Below are 17,950 nucleotides of genomic sequence, written 5' to 3'. Positions count from 1 at the left end.
CCGGCGGCCGACACCCACCTGCGCTGCGCTGCGCTCAGCGCAGGATGCGGAAGCGCACCTGGGTCCAGGCGCCATCCGTGGCGAGTGCGGTCAGGGTGTGGTCGCCGACGTCGTCAAAATCCCGCTGGAACAGGCGCGCGCCTTCGGTGCGCGCGATCCAGCGGTCATCCAGCAGCCAGTCGATGCTGCCATCTGTCCCGAGCGCACGCAGCTGCAGGCGCACACCGTGCTCGGCGTTGGGTGCCCGTGCCAGCGTCGCACGGTCGTTGAGCCCTTCGATGTGCAGGCTGCCGCCGCTCTGCCGGCCGTCGTCGCGGCAGTCCGGGGACAGCGCGGGCAACTGCGCGGCGCGGCGCTGCGCCAACGGCAGCCACGGCGATACCAGCGCCGGCCAGCGGGCGATCTCGCGCGCTTCGGCCACATGCGGTGCGCTGCAGTCAGGCGACAGCCGCAGGCCGGTGCGCGCGTCCACCTCGAAGCGCTGCCGCCCGGGTTGCCAGAGCCGCGCATCACGCTCGGCAAACGTCGGCGGCACCACCCCGTCCAGCACGAACGCCTGCAGGCGACGCTGGCACAGGTCAGGCGGCGTACCGTCCGCCAGCTCACCGGTCGGCCAGCAGATGTCGGTGCGGGTCACGCTGGCCGGCATCGGCGCCGCGCTGGCATCGCCGCTCTGGCGCGGCAGGCTGTCGATCACTTCGAACATAAGCGGCAACGCGGTGACCGCGCCGTACTGGCCGGGCAGCGGGGTGCCGTCAGGCCGCCCGACCCACACGCCCACCGTGTAGTGCCGCGTGCTGCCAATCGCCCACGCGTCGCGGTATCCATAGCTGGTGCCGGTCTTCCAGGCCACGCGCGGCCGGCCGGTGACATCGAAGGTGCCGGTGCCGTAGCCGGGGCGCGGATTGGATTCAAGCACCTCGCGGGTGATCCACGCCGCGCCCGGCGACATCAGCCGCCGCTCGATCACCGCATCGTCGGCGGTGTAGCGCACCCGCCCGGCGATGCCATTGCGGTTGAATGCGGCGAACGCGCCCACCAGGTCTTCCAGCCGTGCGCCGGTGCCGCCCAGGATCAGCGACAGGTTCGGGCTGCTGCCGCGCGGAAAGCGCAGGGTGATGCCGGCATGCGACAGCCGCGCGGCAAAGCGTGCCGGCCCCACCCGGTCCAGCAGGTCCACGGCGGGCACGTTCAGTGACAGCCGCAGTGCGGTAGCCGAACTGACCGGGCCGTTGAAGGCGGCATCGAAGTTGCCCGGACGGTAGCCGCCGAAGCCCTGCGGCGCATCGACCATCAGGCTCTCGGAGTGGATCAGCCCATCGTCCAGCGCCATCCCGTACAGGAACGGTTTGAGCGTGGAGCCGGGCGAACGCCAGGCCGCCACCATGTCCACGTGGCCGAGCCGTTGTTTGTCGCCGAATGCCACCGAACCGACGTAGGCGCGCGCTTCGAGGGTGCGGTTGTCGACCACCAGCAATGCCGCCGAGGTGCGCTCGGGCAGCTGCGAGAAATAGGAGGACACGCGTTCTTCGAGCGTGCGCTGCAGGCCGATGTCCAGCGTGCTCTGGATCCGCGCCGCGCGCGGCTGCGCCGACCGCAGCCGCTGCGCGAGCAAGGCGGCGTGCAGCGGCGGCTGCAGCGCGCGGGTCACCACCGGCTCGATCCGCGCATCGTCCACCTCCTCACGCGACCACACGCCGAGGTCGGCCATGCGCGTGAGGACCTTGTCGCGTGCAGCCTGCGCCGCCTCGGGATGGCGGTCCGGCCGCAGCCGGCTGGGCGACTGCGGCAACACCGCGAGCAGCGCCGCCTCGGCATGCGACAGCGCCGAGGCCGGCTTGCCCAGGTAGGCCCAGCTCGCCGCTTCGACGCCTTCGATGGTGCCGCCGTAAGGCGCGCGCTCCAGGTACAGCGCCAGGATCTGCGCCTTGCTCAGGTGCACCTCCAGCTGCACCGCGCGCAGCAGCTGCTTGGCCTTGCCCCACGGGGTACGGGTATGCGGGTCGAGGATGCGCGCCACCTGCATGGTGAGAGTGGAACCGCCGGAGACGATCCGGCGCTCGACCACCCATTGCCTGCCGGCGCGCAGCATCGCCCACGGGTTGACGCCGGGATGGCGCCAGAACCAGCGGTCCTCGTAACCGAGCAGCGCCTGCAGGTACAGCGGCGACACACTGTCGGCGGAGGCCGGATAGCGCCACACGCCTTCGGCGTCGGCGAAGGCACGCAGCGGCGTCCCGTCACGCGCGACCACCAGTGTGCTGGTATCGCGCTGGCGTGGCAGCGGCGGCGGGAACGCCAGGTCCAGCGCCAGCAGCAGTGCCAGCGCGCCCGCCGTGCCCCAGCGCAGCCACGGCCACAGCGGCCGCAACTGGCGGCGCAGACGGGAAAGGAAGGAAAAGGTCATGGCATCAACGACACGGACCGCCGGGCCGCCGCGCGGGCGGCGACCCGGCCAGTGGCTATGGCTGCACCACGGTCAGCGTGGTCGGGTTGCTGCGGCCCACGCCGCGCAGGTCGGGACGGTACATGTCCTCCACCAGCGGCGGCGGCACGCGGTAGGTGCCCGGGGTGACCGCACGCACCAGGTAGAACACCTTGGCCGTGCTGCCGCGCGAGAGTTTGAGCGCGGCCACATAGCGGTCATCGCGGAACTCCTCATGCTTGACGTTGGCCGCATCGCCGCGGTCGTTCACGCTCAGCCCGTCGACCACCACGTCGGCCCACTGCTTGGCATCGCCCAGGTTGAAGTTCTCGATCTCCAGGCCGGCCGGCAGCAGGTCGGTGAGCAGCGCGTCGGGCATGTCCACGTTCGGGGTCACGCTGACCCGCACGATCAGCGCCTCGCCCTCCTTCAGCGCACGCGGCGTCCACGGCTTGCCGTCGGTGGTGTACCAGCTGCGCTCCACGCCAAGCGTACGGCTGTCCGGCTCGGGCGGGTTGCGCGGGATGCCGGCCACTTCCAGGCTGGCGAACATCGGCGGCTCGCCCTGCGGGGTGAAGCGCACGCCCTTGGCCAGTGCGGCGTAGTCGACGCTGCGGCCGAACATGCGGCGCGCGGAGATGGCCTCGCTCTCACCGCCGATCGCCAGCTCACCGGACACCAGCTTCTTCTGGTTGGCCGCCAGCGCCTTGCCCATGCGCGCCAGCGCCACCTGTTCCTGCGTGCTCAGCCACATATAGCCGCTGTTGCGGCGTGCATCGAGCGCGCGGCCCAGGTCGATGGCCCGCGCGTCGTACGCCGGCTTGGACAGCTTGCGTTCGTGCAGCAGCGCGATCATCAGGGCGTCGTCGCGGACGGCGCTGCCGTAGTCGCCGAAGTAGGCCGGACGGTCACCCGCGCTCTTGGCGAAGCCGGCCGCGATCGCGGCATCGCCGCGCTTGTGGTCGCCCTGCAGCGACAGCGCGATGCCGAGGTGAACCAGCGACAGCCCGGTCAGCGACTTGCTGCGCTCGTTGTCATACAGCGCGCGCAGCGTGCCCAGCGGAGCGCGGTTGACGCGGGCCAGCACATAGCCCGAGTACGCCTGGTTGGCAAACTTCAGGTTCTCGCGGCGGTCCTCGCCGTAGAACTGGTTGCCGCCGGACAGCAGGTCCTCGCTGAGGCGGTTGAGCGCCTTCTGCAGCACCGTGTCCGGTACCGCAAAGCCCGCGTCTTTGGCATCGAGCAGGAACTCGGCGATGTACGGAGTGAGCCACGGATTGACGTACCCGTCGTCGCCCCACATCGAGAAGTTGCCGTTGGCCACCTGCATCGAGGCCAGCCGGCCGAACGCCCCTTCCATGCGCTCGCGGCGGGTCTTGGCATCCAGGCCATCGGCGCCGAGCATGGCCGAGGTGGCCTCATCCAGCATCAGTGCCGCATAGCCCTTGCTGGTGGTCTGCTCGGCACAGCCGTAGGGGTAGTTGAGTGCGCCGTTGAGCGCACTGGCGAACGGAATCGGCGGCAAGGCGCTGACCAGCATGCGCGCGGTCACCGAGTCGTTCATCAGGCCATCGGCCAGGCTGGCGTCCATGCTCACCGCCGCCAGCGGATCGAGCGTGCGGGTCTGCGCGCGCAGTACCTGCGGCCATGCGGCACGCACCGGCAGGTCGTAGCGACGATCCACCTTGAAACCGTTGCCGTCCACGCGCACCCGCACCTTGGCCACCGTATAGCCCTCGCGCGCGGTGAGCGGGAAGCTCAAGGTGCGCTTGGCATCGACGGCCAGGGTCAGCGCGCGGGTAGGCTCGCCCAGCGTCAGCGGCCCGATTCCATCGACCTGCACCTTGAACTCGCCCGGCTTGCCGGTGAAGTTCTGCACATCCAGGGTCACTGTACTGGTATCGCCGGGTGCGAGCACGCGCGGCATGCTGGCCTCGGCCAGGATCGGCGCGCGCACCACCGTTTCCATGTCGCGCTTGCCGTACTGGTCGTCCGAATACACCAGCGCGGAGATGCGCAGGGTGCCGTTGAAGTCCGGCACCTTCAGCGCAACCCGGGCAATACCCTTGGCATCGAGCTTCACCGGGCCGGAGAACAGGTCCACGGTCTGCACGCGCGCGGTGGGCCGCTTGGCCTGTGGCATCGCCGCCAGCGCCATGTCGCCGCCGAATTTCAGCTTGCCGCTGGCGCCGTCGAAGCTTTCGATCACACGGCTGTAGATGTCGTAAGCATCCACGCCCAGGCGGCGCTGCGCGAAGAAGTGCGCGGCGGCGTCGGGTACCGGGAAGCGGGTGATGTTGAGGATGCCCACATCCACCGCCGAAACGGTGACATGCGCGACCTTGCCGGCCAGCTGCGGAGCGCTCACGGTCACCGGCAGGGTCTGCTCGGGACGCATCTGCTTGGGCGCGGACAGGCCCACGGCGATCTGTCGGGCCTTGCGGTCCATCGGCACATGCACCACCCCCACCGCGCGGGCCGGGGTGATCTTGCTCGGCGCACTGCCGCCGCGGAACACCAGGGCGGTGATGTAGATGTCGTGGCGTTCCCATTCCGCCGTCACCGGGATGTCGAAGGTGCTGCCCGGCTTGGCATCGATGTCCTGCACGTAGAGCATCTTGTCGCTTTCCACCATCAGCACACCCTTGCCGGCGTGCGGCGGGGTGACGGTGACGCGCACGGTGTCACCGGCCTTGTAGGCGGTCTTGTCCAGGGCCAGTTTGACTTTGTCGGGACGTGCATCCAGACCACGGTTGTCGTCATTCCAGCTCCAGCCGGCACGGAACGGGTAGCGGCTGGTCAGGCCGGTGGCCGGATCGAACACGTCCAGCCGGTACTCGCCCCACTCCACCGGGAAATCGACCGTGGTGGCGGCCGTGCCGGCGTCGAGGGTGCGGGTTTCCTTGTTCTCGAAGCGGCGGGTGAAGTCGTAGTCCCAGCGGTTGTCGTTGAAGCTCCAGTGGTAGTCGCGCAGCTCGCGCACCAGCGTGGCTTTCAGGCCCTTGGCCGGCTGTGCCTTGCCGGCCGCATCCACGCGCATCAGTTCGAAGCGCGCGTTGCTGTTGGCGTCGGCGCCGTCCTCGGGCTTGAACAACGGGCGCACGCCGACCAGTACCGGGGCCGGCCACATCACCCGCTTGAGGGTGCGGGTGACGGTGCGGCCACCGGTCTCGTACACGCTGCCGGACACCACCACGGCCACCGGGGCGGTCGCCTTGACCTCGGCCGGCAGCACCACGTCCTGGCGCAGTTTGCCGTCGGCCGGGAACTCGGTGTCGATCACATCGCGCGCTTCGCGCGGCAGTTCCATCGTCGGGTCGCCGAAGAAGTAGCCGGGCAGCGATTCCACCGGCGACTGTTCGGCGGCCACCGCCAGCCGCGCGGTGAAGCGGTTGCCGTCGGCCGGCGCGCCATACAGGTAGGCGGCGTCGGCCATCAGCTTGAGCGGTTCGCCCGGCTTGAGGGTCTTCTGCGCGCTGTCCAGGTCCAGCTTCATGCGCTCGGGCAGGAACTCCTCGATGCGCAGCGTCATGCCCTGGATGGCTTCCTTGCTGGCGGGGTTGGTGCGGAACTCCACCTGCCAGCGCCCGGTCGGCGCTTCGGCCGGAATGGTCTGTTCAAAGCTGACGTAGCCCTGCTCGCCCGGCTGCAGCCGGGTTTCGCGGAAGGTCTTGCCGTCCGGCTGCTTCAGCCGCAGGAACACCGGCTGGGCGGCCTTGCCCGGGCCGCCGACCGGCTTGCCGTCGTTGTCGCGCAGCAGCGCGGAAATGCGCACCGTCTCGCCGGGGCGGTAGAGGTCGCGGCCGGACCAGGCGAACACGTCGAACCAGGCGTTGTCGCGCCCGGCGACGGCGAACTCGCTCAGGTCCAGCGCCGGCTGGTTGAACGGCAGCATGGTGGTGTCGCCGCCGCTGCTGGCGATCAGCACGTGGCTGGCATCCAGCGTGTACTTCAGCAGCGCGTTGCCATTGCCGTCGGTCGCGCCCTTGAGCACCACCTCACCCTTGCCATCGAGCACGCGCAGTTCGATCTTCTTGAGCGACGCGCCGCTCTGCAGGGAGGCGGTATGGACGAACAGCGTGTCCTTGTAGGCACGCGTGTGCAGGCCGATGTCACTGACCGTGAAGAACGCGGTATCGAACTCGCTGTCGAACGAGCCGCTACGCTTCATCACCGCAAAGTACAGACCCGGGGCCTGCAGTTCCTTGATGTCCTGGGTGGGCAGGTAGGTGAGCACCCGCTCGTTCTGCTTGCCGCCCAGCACGAAACGGTTCACGTACACCGGCTCGGCCAGCTTGGACATCGGGGTCTTGTCGCCGTATTCGCTGTCCAGTTCCCAGCTGCCTCGGCGGCCGCCGCGCTGGTACTGGCTGAAGAAGTTCGGCAGCTCCTTCTCGCGCACGCGCAGGAATTCGACGTCCACTTCCGGCACGTTCACCGACACCACCGGCAGGCCACGGCTGTCGCGCGCGGGCAGCACGCTGCCCTGCGAGGCGAAGCCGGCAGCCGGCGACAGTTCGCCGCTGAACACCTTCTGTCGCAGCTCCTTGCCGATCCGGCTGCCGTCGGCGGCGAGCAGGTCCGGCGAGACGATCACGGTGTACTCCTTGGCCGCCTCCACGAAGGGGTAGCGCAGGGTCTTGCCGTCATCGGACAGGGTCCAGCTGCTCTCGTCGGTGCCGACTTTCTCGGCAAAGCGGACCAGCGTGTCGAAGTCCTGGGTGCCGACCAGCGGGCGCGAGAACTCCAGCGCCAGCGACAGGCCGTCGCTCTTCTGGTCCGGGAAGGCGCGCACCAGGGTAAACCCGGCAACGGTCTCGGCCTTGGCCGCGATCGGCGCCCCGGAAGGGGCCGGCAGCTGGCCGCTGTCGTTGCGCTTGCAGCCCCCGACGCCCAGTACCAGGCCGGCGGCAAGCGCCAGACCCGCGATTCCCTTCCAGCCCCATTGCCCGACCCGACTGCGGCTAGCCATGACGTCACTCCTTGATCAAGGAGGCCATTATAGGCACCGAGCCTTGCGGTCAGGTTGCCGGCGCCGCGGTCCGCCCCCCTGCCGGGCAGCGCCGGGCACTACGCCACGTAAAGGTCCACGTACTCGTGGACGGGCATCGCCTCCAGCACCACCGGGTCGAGCGAGGCGTCCAGGATGCGGCGCTGCTGCACCGTCGGGAAGAGGCCGGCCAGGTGCCGGCGGAATTTGTCCTCCAGCAGCGGAATGCCTTCGGCGCGGCGGCGGGCGTGGCCAAGCGGATACTCGACCGTCTCCTCCAGCGTGGTGCCGTCCTTGAAGGTCACGTGCAGCGCGTTGGCGATACTGCGCTTGTCCGGGTCCAGGTAGTCGGCGGTGAAGCGCGGCTCCTCCACGCAGGCGATGCGCGCGCGCAGCGGGTCGATGCGTGGATCGGCGGCGACGTCGTCCTCGTAGTCCTCGGCAACCAGCCGGCCGAAGATCAGCGCGATGGCGACCATGTACTGCACGCAGTGGTCGCGGTCGGCCGGATTGTGCAGCGGCCCGGGCTTGTCGATGATCCGCAGGCAGGCCTGCTGGGTGCGCAGGGTGATCCGCTCAATGTCCTCACTGCGCCTGCCGGCCGCCCGCATCCGGGCGTGCACCTGCATGGCCGCTTCCACCGCCGTCTGGCCGTGGAACTCGGCCGGGTAGCTGATTTTGAACAGCACGTTCTCCATCACATAGCTGCCGTAGGGACGCTGGAAGCGGAACGGCTGCCCGCCGAAAGACACGTCGTAGAACCCCCACGTCGGCGCGGTCAGGGCACTGGGATAGCCCATCTCGCCCGTGGCCGCCATCAGCGCCAGGCGCACCGCGCGGCTGGTGGCGTCGCCGGCCGCCCAGCTTTTGCGTGAACCGGTGTTCGGCGCATGCCGGTACGTGCGCAGGGCCTGTCCGTCCACCCAGGCCAGCGACACCGCGTTGAGCATGCGTTCGCGGTCCAGCCCGAGCAGGTGCGCGACCACGGCAGTGGAGGCGACCTTGACCAGCACCACGTGGTCCAGTCCGACCCGGTTGAAGGCATTTTCCAGTGCGAGGCAGCCCTGGATTTCATGCGCCTTGATCATCGACACGAGCACGTCGCGCATGGTCAACGGGGGGCGACGCAGTGCCTCGGCATTGCGGCTAAGCCAGTCGGCAGTGGCCAGGATGCCGCCGAGATTGTCCGAGGGATGGCCCCACTCGGCGGCCAGCCAGGTGTCGTTGAAATCCAGCCAGCGCACCATCGCCCCGATGTTGAAGGCGGCCTGCACCGGGTCCAGCTCGAACCGGGTACCCGGCACCCTGGCCCCGTGGACCACCCGGGTTCCCGGCGCCAGCGGCCCGAGCAGTCTGCTGCAGGCCGGAAACGACAGCGCCGCCAGCCCGCAGCCCAGGGTATCGATCAGGCAGTGCCGCGCGGTCGTGTACGCAAGGGGCGATTCCACCGGGTACTCGCGCACGTAGTCGACGATGTCGGTCATCACCGCGTCCCAGGCGACGCGCTCGTTGGACGGGGGGCTGCCGCTGGACATGGTGTCGCTCCTGCTGTGGCAGCGGGGCGGAGCCCCGCTCGACGTGGGTAGGCGATGCGGTTTACACGGGGACGCGCACCGCACCTTCCATCAGCACGCGCGCACTGCGGCTCATGATGGCCTTGGTGACTGTCCACTGGCCGTCAACGCAGGCCGCCTGGGCGCCCACGCGCAGCGTGCCGGACGGATGGCCGAAGGTGACCGCCTCGCGCGTGCCGCCGCCGGCGGCGCGGTTGACCAGTGTGCCGGGAATCGCCGCGGCAGTGCCGATGGCAACCGCGGCCGTGCCCATCATCGCGTGGTGCAGCTTGCCCATCGACAGCGCGCGCGCGTGCAGATCGATGTCGCCGGCCGCGATCCGCCTGCCGCTGGAGGACACGTAGTCCTGCGCGGGTGCGACGAAGGCGACCTTGGGCGTGTGCTGGCGCGTGGCCGCCTGCTCGACGCTGTCGATCAGGCCCATGCGTACCGCACCGTGCGCGCGGATCGCTTCGAACCGTGCCAGCGCGGCCTTGTCCTCATTGATCGCCGGCTGCAGCTCGGTGCCGGTGTAGCCCAGGTCGGCCGCGTTGAGGAAGAGGGTGGGAATGCCGGCGGTGATCATGGTCACCTCGAAGCGGCCCACGCCGGGCACATCGAGGGTATCGACCAGGTTGCCGGTCGGGAACATCGATCCGCCATCGCCTTCGCCATCGTCGGACGGATCAAGAAACTCGAGCTGGATCTCGGCCGCCGGGAACGTCACCCCGTCCAGCTCGAAATCGCCAGTCTCCTGCACTTCCCCCCCTGCCATCGGTACGTGCGCCAGGATGGTCTTGCCGATGTTGGCCTGCCAGATGCGGACCGTGCAGATGCCGTCGCGCGGCACACGCGCCGGATCGATGAAGCCGTTGCTGATCGCAAACGGGCCGACCGCGGTGCTGAGGTTGCCGCAGTTCCCGCTCCAGTCAACGAACGCGGCATCGATCGAGACCTGGCCATACAGATAGTCGACGTCGTGGTCAGGCACCGACGGCGCGGCAATGATCACGCACTTGCTGGTGCTGGAGGTGGCGCCGCCCATGCCGTCGGTGTGCTTGCCATAGGGGTCGGGCGAACCGATCACGCGCATCAGCAGCGCATCGCGGTCCGCCCCCGGCGTCTGTGCGGCGACGGGCAGATCCTGCAGGCGGAAGAACACGCCCTTGCTGGTGCCACCGCGCATGTAGGTGGCGGGAATACGGAGCTGGGGAAGAAACGCCATGAGAAGTCCTGGTAGGAAGACGGCCCGTCGCCGGGCCGTCGTGAGGCGGGTGGATCAGGCGACCTGCGAGGATTCCAGGAAGTCCTGGGCGAAGCGCTGCAGCACGCCGCCCGCTTCGTAGATGGACACTTCCTCGGCCGTGTCCAGGCGGCAGGTGACCGGCACATTGAGCTGCTCACCGCTGCGGCGGTGGATGACAAGCGTCAGCTCGGCACGCGGCACGCGTTCGCCGATCACATCGAAGGTTTCAGTGCCGTCGATGCCCAGCGTTCTGCGGTTGACGCCTTCCTTGAACTCCAACGGCAACACGCCCATCCCGATCAGGTTGGTACGATGGATGCGCTCGAAACCCTCGGCGACGATGGCCTCCACACCGGCCAGGCGCACGCCCTTGGCGGCCCAGTCGCGCGAGCTGCCCTGGCCGTAGTCGGCACCGGCGATGATGATCAGCGGCTGCTTGCGCGCCATGTAGGTTTCGATCGCTTCCCACATGCGGGTCACCTCGCCCTCCGGCTCCACGCGCGCCAGCGAGCCCTGTTTCACCTGCCCATCGACCACAACCATCTCGTTGATCAGCTTGGGGTTGGCGAAGGTGGCGCGCTGCGCGGTGAGGTGATCGCCACGGTGGGTGGCGTAGGAGTTGAAGTCCTCTTCCGGCAGGCCCATCTTCGCCAGGTACTCGCCGGCCGCACTGCTGGCCAGGATCGCATTGGACGGGGACAGATGGTCGGTGGTGATGTTGTCGCCCAGCACCGCCAGCGGACGCATGCCACGCAGCGGACGCTCGCCGGCCAGCGCGCCTTCCCAGTACGGCGGACGGCGGATGTAGGTGCTCTGCGGACGCCAGTCATACAGCGGGCTGATCGGCGCGCCGTGCTCCACCTTGAAGGTGAACATCGGGTCGTAGACCTGGCGGAACTGTTCCGGCTTGACGCTGGCGGCCACCACCGCGTCGATCTCGGCATCGCTGGGCCACAGGTCCTTCAGCGTGATCGGGTTGCCATCGGCGTCATGGCCGAGCGCATCCTTTTCAATGTCGAAGCGCACAGTGCCGGCAATGGCGTAGGCCACCACCAGCGGCGGCGAGGCCAGGAACGCCTGCTTGGCGTACGGATGGATGCGGCCGTCGAAGTTGCGGTTGCCCGACAGCACCGCCGTGGCATACAGGTCGCGGTCGATCACTTCCTGCTGGATCTTCGGATCAAGCGCACCGCTCATGCCGTTGCAGGTGGTGCAGGCGAAGGCGACGATTCCAAAGCCCATCTGCTCCAGGTCGCCGAGCAGGCCGGCCTCCTCCAGGTACAGCTGCACGGCTTTGGAACCGGGCGCCAGCGAGCTTTTGACCCACGGTTTGCGGGCCAGACCGGCACGGTTTGCATTGCGCGCCAGCAGCGCAGCAGCAATCACGTTGCGCGGGTTGCTGGTGTTGGTGCAGCTGGTGATGGCCGCGATGATGACCGCGCCGTCGGGCATCAGGCCCTGTTCCTGCTCGACCTTGCCCGAGGCCAGCTTGGCTTCATCGGCGATGCCGCGCGCGGCCAGATCGGTGGTCGCCACGCGCTTGTGCGGATTGGACGGGCCAGCCATGTTGCGAACCACGCTGGACAGATCGAACTGCAGCACGCGCGGATACTCGACCTGGGCCAGATCGTCCGACCACAGGCCGGTGGCCTTGGCATAGGTTTCCACCAGCTGCACCTGGGCTTCTTCGCGGCCGGTCAGGCGCAGGTAGTCCAGGGTCTGCTGGTCGATGGAGAACATCGCCGCGGTGGCGCCGAACTCCGGGGTCATGTTGGAGATGGTGGCGCGGTCGCCAATGGTCAGTGCCGTTGCACCCTCGCCGTAGAACTCGATCCAGGCGCCGACCACGCGCTCCCTGCGCAGGAACTCGGTCAACGCCAGCACGATGTCGGTGCAGGTGATGCCGGGCTGCGGGCGGCCAGTCAGTTCCACGCCGATGATGTCGGGCAGGCGCATCCACGAGGCGCGGCCGAGCATCACGTTCTCCGCTTCCAGGCCGCCCACGCCGATCGCGATCACGCCCAGCGCATCGACATGCGGGGTATGGCTGTCGGTGCCGACGCAGGTATCCGGGAAGGCCACGCCCTCGCGCACCTGGATCACCGGCGACATCTTCTCCAGATTGATCTGGTGCATGATGCCGTTGCCCGGCGGAATCACGTCGACGTTCTTGAACGCCTTTTTGGTCCAGTTGATGAAGTGGAACCGGTCCTCATTGCGACGGTCTTCGACGGCGCGGTTCTTTGCGAAGGCAGCCTTGTCGAAGCCCGGGTACTCCACCGCCAGCGAATGATCGACGATCAGCTGGGTCGGTACCACCGGGTTGATCTGGGCCGGGTCACCCCCGGCATCGGCGATGGCATCGCGCAGGCCGGCCAGATCGACCAGCGCGGTCTGGCCGAGAATGTCATGGCAGACCACGCGCGCCGGATACCACGGGAAATCCAGGTCCTGGCGGCGCTCGATCAGCTGGCGCAGCGAGGCGTCCAGCGTGGCCGGGTCGCAGCGGCGCACCAGGTTCTCGGCCAGCACGCGCGAGGTGTACGGCAGCGTGGCGTAGGCGCCGGGCTGCAGCGCGTCGATGGCGGCACGGGTATCGAAATAATCCAGCGAGGTGCCGGGAAGGGTCTTGCGGTAGTTGCTGTTCATGGCTGGCGATAGCTGCTTGTTGGCGGGCCGGGGCGTCGTGACACCGGCAGAAAAGGAGGTGCGACGCCGCAACGGAGCAGACCGGCATCGCGCCGGCCTGTTCCGCAAGGCACCCGCGAACGGGTGCGGTACGTCGGTCTTACCTGCGCTGGTCGATCGGCACGAAGGCCTGGTCTTCCGGCCCGGTGTAGTTGGCGCTCGGCCGGATGATCTTGCCGTCGACGCGCTGCTCGATGATGTGCGCGCTCCAGCCGGAGGTGCGTGCGATGACGAACAGCGGGGTGAACATCGCCGTCGGCACGCCCATCATGTGGTAGCTCACCGCGCTGAACCAGTCCAGATTCGGGAACATCTTCTTGATGTCCCACATCACCGTTTCCAGCCGCTCGGCGATGTCGAACATCTTCAGGTTCTGCTGCTCGGTCGACAGCTCACGCGCCACGTCCTTGATCACATTGTTGCGCGGATCGCTGACGGTGTAGACCGGGTGGCCGAAGCCGATGACCACTTCCTTGCGCTCGACGCGCGCCTTGATGTCGGCTTCTGCATCGTCGGGCGAGTCATAGCGCTTCTGCACTTCGAAGGCGACTTCGTTGGCACCGCCATGCTTGGGGCCGCGCAGCGCGCCGATGCCGCCGGTGATGCAGCTGTACATGTCGCTGCCGGTGCCGGCGATGACGCGGCAGGCGAACGTGGACGCGTTGAACTCGTGCTCCGCGTACAGGATCAGCGAGGTGTGCATCGCCTTGACCCACGAATCCTGCGGCTTCTCGCCGTGCAGCAGGTGCAGGAAGTGGCCGCCGATGGAGTCATCGTCGGTTTCCACGTCGATGGCGCGGCCGTTGTGGCTCCAGTGGTACCAGTACAGCAGCATCGAGCCCAGGCAGGCCATCAGCTTGTCGGCGATGTCGCGCGCGCCCGGGTGGTTGTGGTCGTCCTTCTCCGGCGACACGCAGCCGAGCACCGACACGCCGGTGCGCATCACGTCCATCGGGTGCGCCGACGGCGGCAGCTCTTCCAGCGCAGCCTTGACCGCGGCCGGGATGCCGCGCAGCGACTTCAGCTTGGCCTTGTAGGCGACCAGTTCGGCGCGCGTGGGCAGCTTGCCGTGCACCAGCAGGTGGGCGATCTCCTCGAACTCACTGGTGTTGGCCAGGTCCAGGATGTCGTAGCCGCGGTAGTGCAGGTCATTGCCACTGCGGCCAACGGTGCACAGTGCGGTGTTGCCGGCGGCGGTGCCCGACAGGGCGACGGACTTTTTCGGCTTGAAGCCGGGGGCGGTGGTTGCTTCGCTCATGATCCCTCCAGGAAAACAGTGCTTCGGTCTTACTTCTTGGCGGCGAACAGCGCATCGAGCTGCTGCTCGAAGGCGTGGTAGCCGATACGGTCGTACAGTTCCTCGCGCGTCTGCATCGCGTCGACCACGTTGCGCTGGTGGCCTTCCCGACGGATGGTCTCATACACGTTCTCGGCGGCCTTGTTGGCGGCGCGGAACGCGGACAGCGGGAACAGCTGGATTGCCACGCCGGCCGAGGCCAGTTCATCGCGGCTGAACAGCGGGGTCTTGCCGAACTCGGTGATGTTGGCCAGCACCGGCACCTTCACCGCATCGACGAAGCGGCGGTAGGTGTCCAGGTCATAGGCGGCCTCGGCGAAGATGCCATCGGCACCGGCCTCCACGCAGGCGATGGCGCGCTCGATCGCCGCGTCCACGCCGTCCACCTGGATGGCGTCGGTACGCGCGATCAGGAAGAAATCCGGATCGGTCTTGGCATCGGCGGCGGCCTTCACGCGGTCAACCATCTCGCCCTGCGTGACGATTTCCTTGCCGGGACGGTGACCACAGCGCTTGGCGCCGACCTGGTCTTCAATATGGCAGGCGGCCGCACCTGCCTTGATCAGCGACTTTACGGTGCGCGCGATGTTGAACGCGCTGGGGCCGAAGCCGGTGTCGATGTCCACCATCAGCGGCAGGTCGCAGACGTCGGTGATGCGGCGCACGTCGATCAGCACGTCTTCCAGGGTGTTGATGCCCAGGTCCGGCAGGCCCAGCGAGCCTGCGGCAACGCCGCCGCCGGACAGATAGATGGCCCGGTAGCCGGCACGCTGGGCCAGCAGGGCGTGGTTGGCGTTGATCGCGCCGATCACCTGCAGGGGCGATTCGGCGGCCAGCGCAGCGCGGAAGCGGCTGCCCGCGGAGGAAACAGAGGAGCTCATGTGGCATTCCATCGTGAGTGACGGGAGGACAGGCGCAAGGGCCGTGCCAAGTCGCAACCCCATGAATTCATTGAGACTGGACCACGGCAGCGACGTTTCATGCCCGTCCAATGAAACACATGTAACATGGATGGAACCGAAACATTGAAACAACGCCATGTCCGTCATCCTGCCGCGCCCTCGCCTGCCCGACCCGGACCCCGGCCACCTGCCGGTGATCTGGACGGTGAGCGTCTCCCGCCTGACCGGCCTGCTCGGCGATGTGATTCCCGAATTCGACCGCCGCGCACGGATCGTGCCGATCAACCTCGGCTTCGAGGAAGCGGTGGACGTGATCGGCCAGCGGCTGCGTCGCGAGCACTGCGATGTCGTGATCGCCGGCGGCTCCAACGCGGCGTACCTGCGCAGCCGGCTGGAGGTGCCGCTGGTGCCGATCCAGGCCAACGGCTTCGACCTGATGGAAGCGCTGGCGCGCGCGCGGCGCATCGCACCGCGCATCGGCCTGGTCACCCATGCCACCGACGTGCCCACCTTCGGCAGCTTCCAGCACAGCTTCGGGCTGGACATCGAACACCGCCGCTTTGTCACCCGTGAAGACGCCCGCGACTGCATCGCCGACATGCGCGCCAACGGCATCGAGGTGATCGTCGGCACCGGCATGGCCATCGATCATGCCGAGCAGGTGGGCCTGCCGGGCGTGCTGCTGTACTCGGCCGATTCGGTGCGGCAGGCATTCGAGCATGCGCTGGAACTGACCCAGACCCTGGCCCGGTCCGGTGCCCCGTCGCCGCGGCGCCGGCCGCCGGCCCGGCACCGCGATGCCGACCACGCCCTGCTCGGCGACAGTCCGCCGATGCAGCAGGTACGCGATCGCATCGCGCTGTACGCCCCGCACGACAGCACCGTGCTGGTCACTGGCGCCACTGGCACCGGCAAGGAACTGGTGGCGCGCCAGCTGCACGCCGCCAGCGGCCGGCGCGGCCGCTTCGTGGCGCTCAACTGCGGGGCGATCAGTGAATCGCTGCTGGAGGCCGAGCTGTTCGGCTATACCGAAGGCGCCTTCACCGGCGCGCGCCGGGGTGGGCGCGTGGGCCTGGTCGAAGCGGCCGAGGGCGGCACGCTGTTCCTGGACGAGATCGGCGAGCTGCCACTGCCGCTGCAGACCCGCCTGCTGCGGGTGCTGGAAGAGCGCGAAGTGCTGCGCGTCGGTGCGACCGAACCTACGCCGGTGGATGTGCGTGTGGTGGCCGCCACGCTGCAAAGCCTGGAATCGCTGGTGGAGGCGCAGCGCTTCCGCCGCGATCTGTACTTCCGGCTGGCGGCGCTGCGGATCGCCCTGCCCACCCTGCGCGAACGCAGCGAGGACATTCCGCTGCTGGTGGCCCACTTCTTCCGGCAGCTCGGCCAGACCGCCTCGCCCCTTTCTGTGGCAGCGCTGCAGCGGCTGGGCGAGGCGCCGTGGCCGGGCAACGTGCGGGAACTGCGCAACGTGGTCGACCGGCTGCGCATCCACTGGCAGCACCGGCCAGGCGACCTGTCGTTGGCGCAGATGCTGCAGTGGGTGCCGGAACTGGACGGATTGCCCCGCGCGCCCGCGCCTGCCCGGGTCGATACGCCGCCGTCGGGGGTGGGGGCGGCCGCCGCCGCCCGGCCGGACGCCGTCACGCTGCAGCAGGTCCTCGCCGCGTGCGGGGGCAACCGCGAGCAGGCGTGCGCGCAGCTCGGCGTTTCGCGCACCACGCTGTGGCGATGGCTGCGCGCCGCCGCGATCGTCTAGCGGCCACGCGGTACGCGCGTCAGGGCAGCGGCTGCAGCGCCATGCGGAAGTACACCACGCGCTCGGTTTCCTCGAATCCGCACGCGCGATGCGCCGCATGCGCGGCCACCGCGTCCAGCGCGCTGTCCGAGGCCAGTTCGCTGCAGCCGGCCGCGCGCGTCCAGGCCGCCGCCGCATCGAGCAGCGTGCGTCCCGTGCCCTGGCCCTGCCAGCCCGGCTGCACGTACCAGCCTTCGAGAAAGCCAACCGGCGAGCTGTCGGTGCCGTTGACGTAGTCGCGGCGCAGCCGCACCTCGGCAAAACCGATCGCCTCGCCGTCGGCCGTACACGCCAGCAGCACCGCCCCGTCGGTGTCGGCCAGCGACAGCGCCAACGCATCAACCGGGTCGTCGGCGTCGGGCCACAGCCCCAGCCTCAGCCGCGCCCATGCCGCCGCGTCGGCGGGCACCGCCTGCCGGATCACGGGCGCAGGCGCACTCACGGGAACAGCAGCCGCTTGCTCCACTGGCCGGATGCGTCGATCTCATAGCACCAGCGCTCATGCAGGCGGAACTGCGCGCCGTACCAGAACTCGATGCGCTGCGGCACTACGCGCAGACCGCTCCAACCCGCCGGACGCGGCACGTCCTGGCCGTCGAAGCGCGCCTCGATCTCCGCCACGCGCGCATCGAATGCCTCGCGCGACGCCAGGGTCTGCGACTGCAGCGAGGCCCATGCACCGATCTGGCTCATGCGCGGACGCGACGCGAAGTAGGCATCGGCCTCCGCGTCGGCCACCTGCTCCACCGCACCTTCGATGCGCACCTGGATGCCGGCCTCGCGCAGGCTGCGCCACAGGAACAGCAGGGCCGCATGCGGGTTCTCCTGCAGTTCCCGGCCCTTGTGGCTGGCCAGGTGGGTGTAGAACACGAAGCCACGCGCATCGAACGCCTTGAGCAGCACGGTACGCGCCGATGGCCGCCCGCCGGCGCCGGCGGTGGCCACCGTCATGGCATTGGGTTCGACTTCGCGGCTTGCCTTGGCTTCTTCGAACAGCCCGGCAAAGGTGGACAACGCTTCGGCATACAGATCGGTCATGGCGGTTTTCTTGTCG

Annotated in this window: 10 protein-coding genes; 1 reads left to right on the top strand and 9 read right to left on the bottom strand. The window is 68.7% G+C overall.

The genetic code is table 11. The features are described from left to right. Nucleotides 1–34: 34 nt before the first annotated feature. The 7 genes from pbpC to prpB all read right to left on the bottom strand — a co-directional run bounded on the left by pbpC (nucleotide 35) and on the right by prpB (nucleotide 15,080). Nucleotides 35–2,407 (bottom strand): penicillin-binding protein 1C, encoded by a 2,373-nt coding sequence (gene pbpC, locus OC534_RS14205; protein ID WP_166473331.1) that lies wholly within the window; start codon nucleotides 2,405–2,407, stop codon nucleotides 35–37. Nucleotides 2,408–2,462: 55 nt separating this feature from the next. Beyond that, nucleotides 2,463–7,397, bottom strand: coding sequence for an alpha-2-macroglobulin (locus tag OC534_RS14200; RefSeq protein ID WP_262072007.1), 4,935 nt, complete (start codon nucleotides 7,395–7,397; stop codon nucleotides 2,463–2,465). A 98-nt stretch (nucleotides 7,398–7,495) separates the two neighbouring features. Then, nucleotides 7,496–8,950 (bottom strand): bifunctional 2-methylcitrate dehydratase/aconitate hydratase, encoded by a 1,455-nt coding sequence (locus OC534_RS14195; protein WP_017355918.1) that lies wholly within the window; start codon nucleotides 8,948–8,950, stop codon nucleotides 7,496–7,498. Nucleotides 8,951–9,011: 61 nt separating this feature from the next. Further along, nucleotides 9,012–10,193, bottom strand: a complete 1,182-nt coding sequence (prpF, locus tag OC534_RS14190; RefSeq protein ID WP_153164643.1) for a 2-methylaconitate cis-trans isomerase PrpF — start codon at nucleotides 10,191–10,193, stop codon at nucleotides 9,012–9,014. 54 nt (nucleotides 10,194–10,247) lie between these two features. Beyond that, complete coding sequence (gene acnD / locus OC534_RS14185; RefSeq protein ID WP_017355920.1) at nucleotides 10,248–12,863, bottom strand: Fe/S-dependent 2-methylisocitrate dehydratase AcnD; 2,616 nt, start codon at nucleotides 12,861–12,863, stop codon at nucleotides 10,248–10,250. Between the two features lie 139 nt (nucleotides 12,864–13,002). Further along, entirely contained in the window at nucleotides 13,003–14,160 is a 1,158-nt protein-coding gene (prpC, locus tag OC534_RS14180) for a 2-methylcitrate synthase (RefSeq protein ID WP_017355921.1), read from the bottom strand. A gap of 29 nt (nucleotides 14,161–14,189) precedes the next feature. Beyond that, nucleotides 14,190–15,080 (bottom strand): methylisocitrate lyase, encoded by an 891-nt coding sequence (prpB, locus tag OC534_RS14175; RefSeq protein ID WP_051008596.1) that lies wholly within the window; start codon nucleotides 15,078–15,080, stop codon nucleotides 14,190–14,192. Between the two features lie 157 nt (nucleotides 15,081–15,237). Here prpB and prpR point away from each other — a divergent pair, with 157 nt between their 5' ends. Next, complete coding sequence (prpR, locus tag OC534_RS14170) at nucleotides 15,238–16,857, top strand: propionate catabolism operon regulatory protein PrpR (protein ID WP_136003092.1); 1,620 nt, start codon at nucleotides 15,238–15,240, stop codon at nucleotides 16,855–16,857. 19 nt (nucleotides 16,858–16,876) lie between these two features. On the opposite strand, the gene aac(6') is transcribed toward prpR, so the two are convergent. Then, complete coding sequence (aac(6'), locus tag OC534_RS14165; protein WP_262072006.1) at nucleotides 16,877–17,338, bottom strand: aminoglycoside 6'-N-acetyltransferase; 462 nt, start codon at nucleotides 17,336–17,338, stop codon at nucleotides 16,877–16,879. Then, nucleotides 17,335–17,934 (bottom strand): pyridoxamine 5'-phosphate oxidase, encoded by a 600-nt coding sequence (gene pdxH, locus OC534_RS14160; RefSeq protein ID WP_136003090.1) that lies wholly within the window; start codon nucleotides 17,932–17,934, stop codon nucleotides 17,335–17,337. The genes aac(6') and pdxH overlap by 4 nt, the downstream gene beginning before the upstream one ends. Between the last annotated feature and the right edge of the window lie 16 nt (nucleotides 17,935–17,950).

The organism is Stenotrophomonas sp. Marseille-Q5258, from assembly GCF_946900935.1.
GTDB lineage: Bacteria > Pseudomonadota > Gammaproteobacteria > Xanthomonadales > Xanthomonadaceae > Stenotrophomonas > Stenotrophomonas nematodicola.
This window is presented reverse-complemented; position numbering and strand designations above follow the sequence as displayed.

Bases quoted from the DNA above. Each gene is read 5' to 3' on its own strand.
- prpC (WP_017355921.1), bottom strand. From the start codon at position 14,160: ATGAGCGAAGCAACCACCGCCCCCGGCTTCAAGCCGAAAAAGTCCGTC.
- prpB (WP_051008596.1), bottom strand. From the start codon at position 15,080: ATGAGCTCCTCTGTTTCCTCCGCGGGCAGCCGCTTCCGCGCTGCGCTG.
- prpF (WP_153164643.1), bottom strand. From the start codon at position 10,193: ATGGCGTTTCTTCCCCAGCTCCGTATTCCCGCCACCTACATGCGCGGT.
- OC534_RS14195 (WP_017355918.1), bottom strand. From the start codon at position 8,950: ATGTCCAGCGGCAGCCCCCCGTCCAACGAGCGCGTCGCCTGGGACGCG.
- pbpC (WP_166473331.1), bottom strand. From the start codon at position 2,407: ATGACCTTTTCCTTCCTTTCCCGTCTGCGCCGCCAGTTGCGGCCGCTG.
- acnD (WP_017355920.1), bottom strand. From the start codon at position 12,863: ATGAACAGCAACTACCGCAAGACCCTTCCCGGCACCTCGCTGGATTAT.
- pdxH (WP_136003090.1), bottom strand. From the start codon at position 17,934: ATGACCGATCTGTATGCCGAAGCGTTGTCCACCTTTGCCGGGCTGTTC.
- OC534_RS14200 (WP_262072007.1), bottom strand. From the start codon at position 7,397: ATGGCTAGCCGCAGTCGGGTCGGGCAATGGGGCTGGAAGGGAATCGCG.
- prpR (WP_136003092.1), top strand. From the start codon at position 15,238: ATGTCCGTCATCCTGCCGCGCCCTCGCCTGCCCGACCCGGACCCCGGC.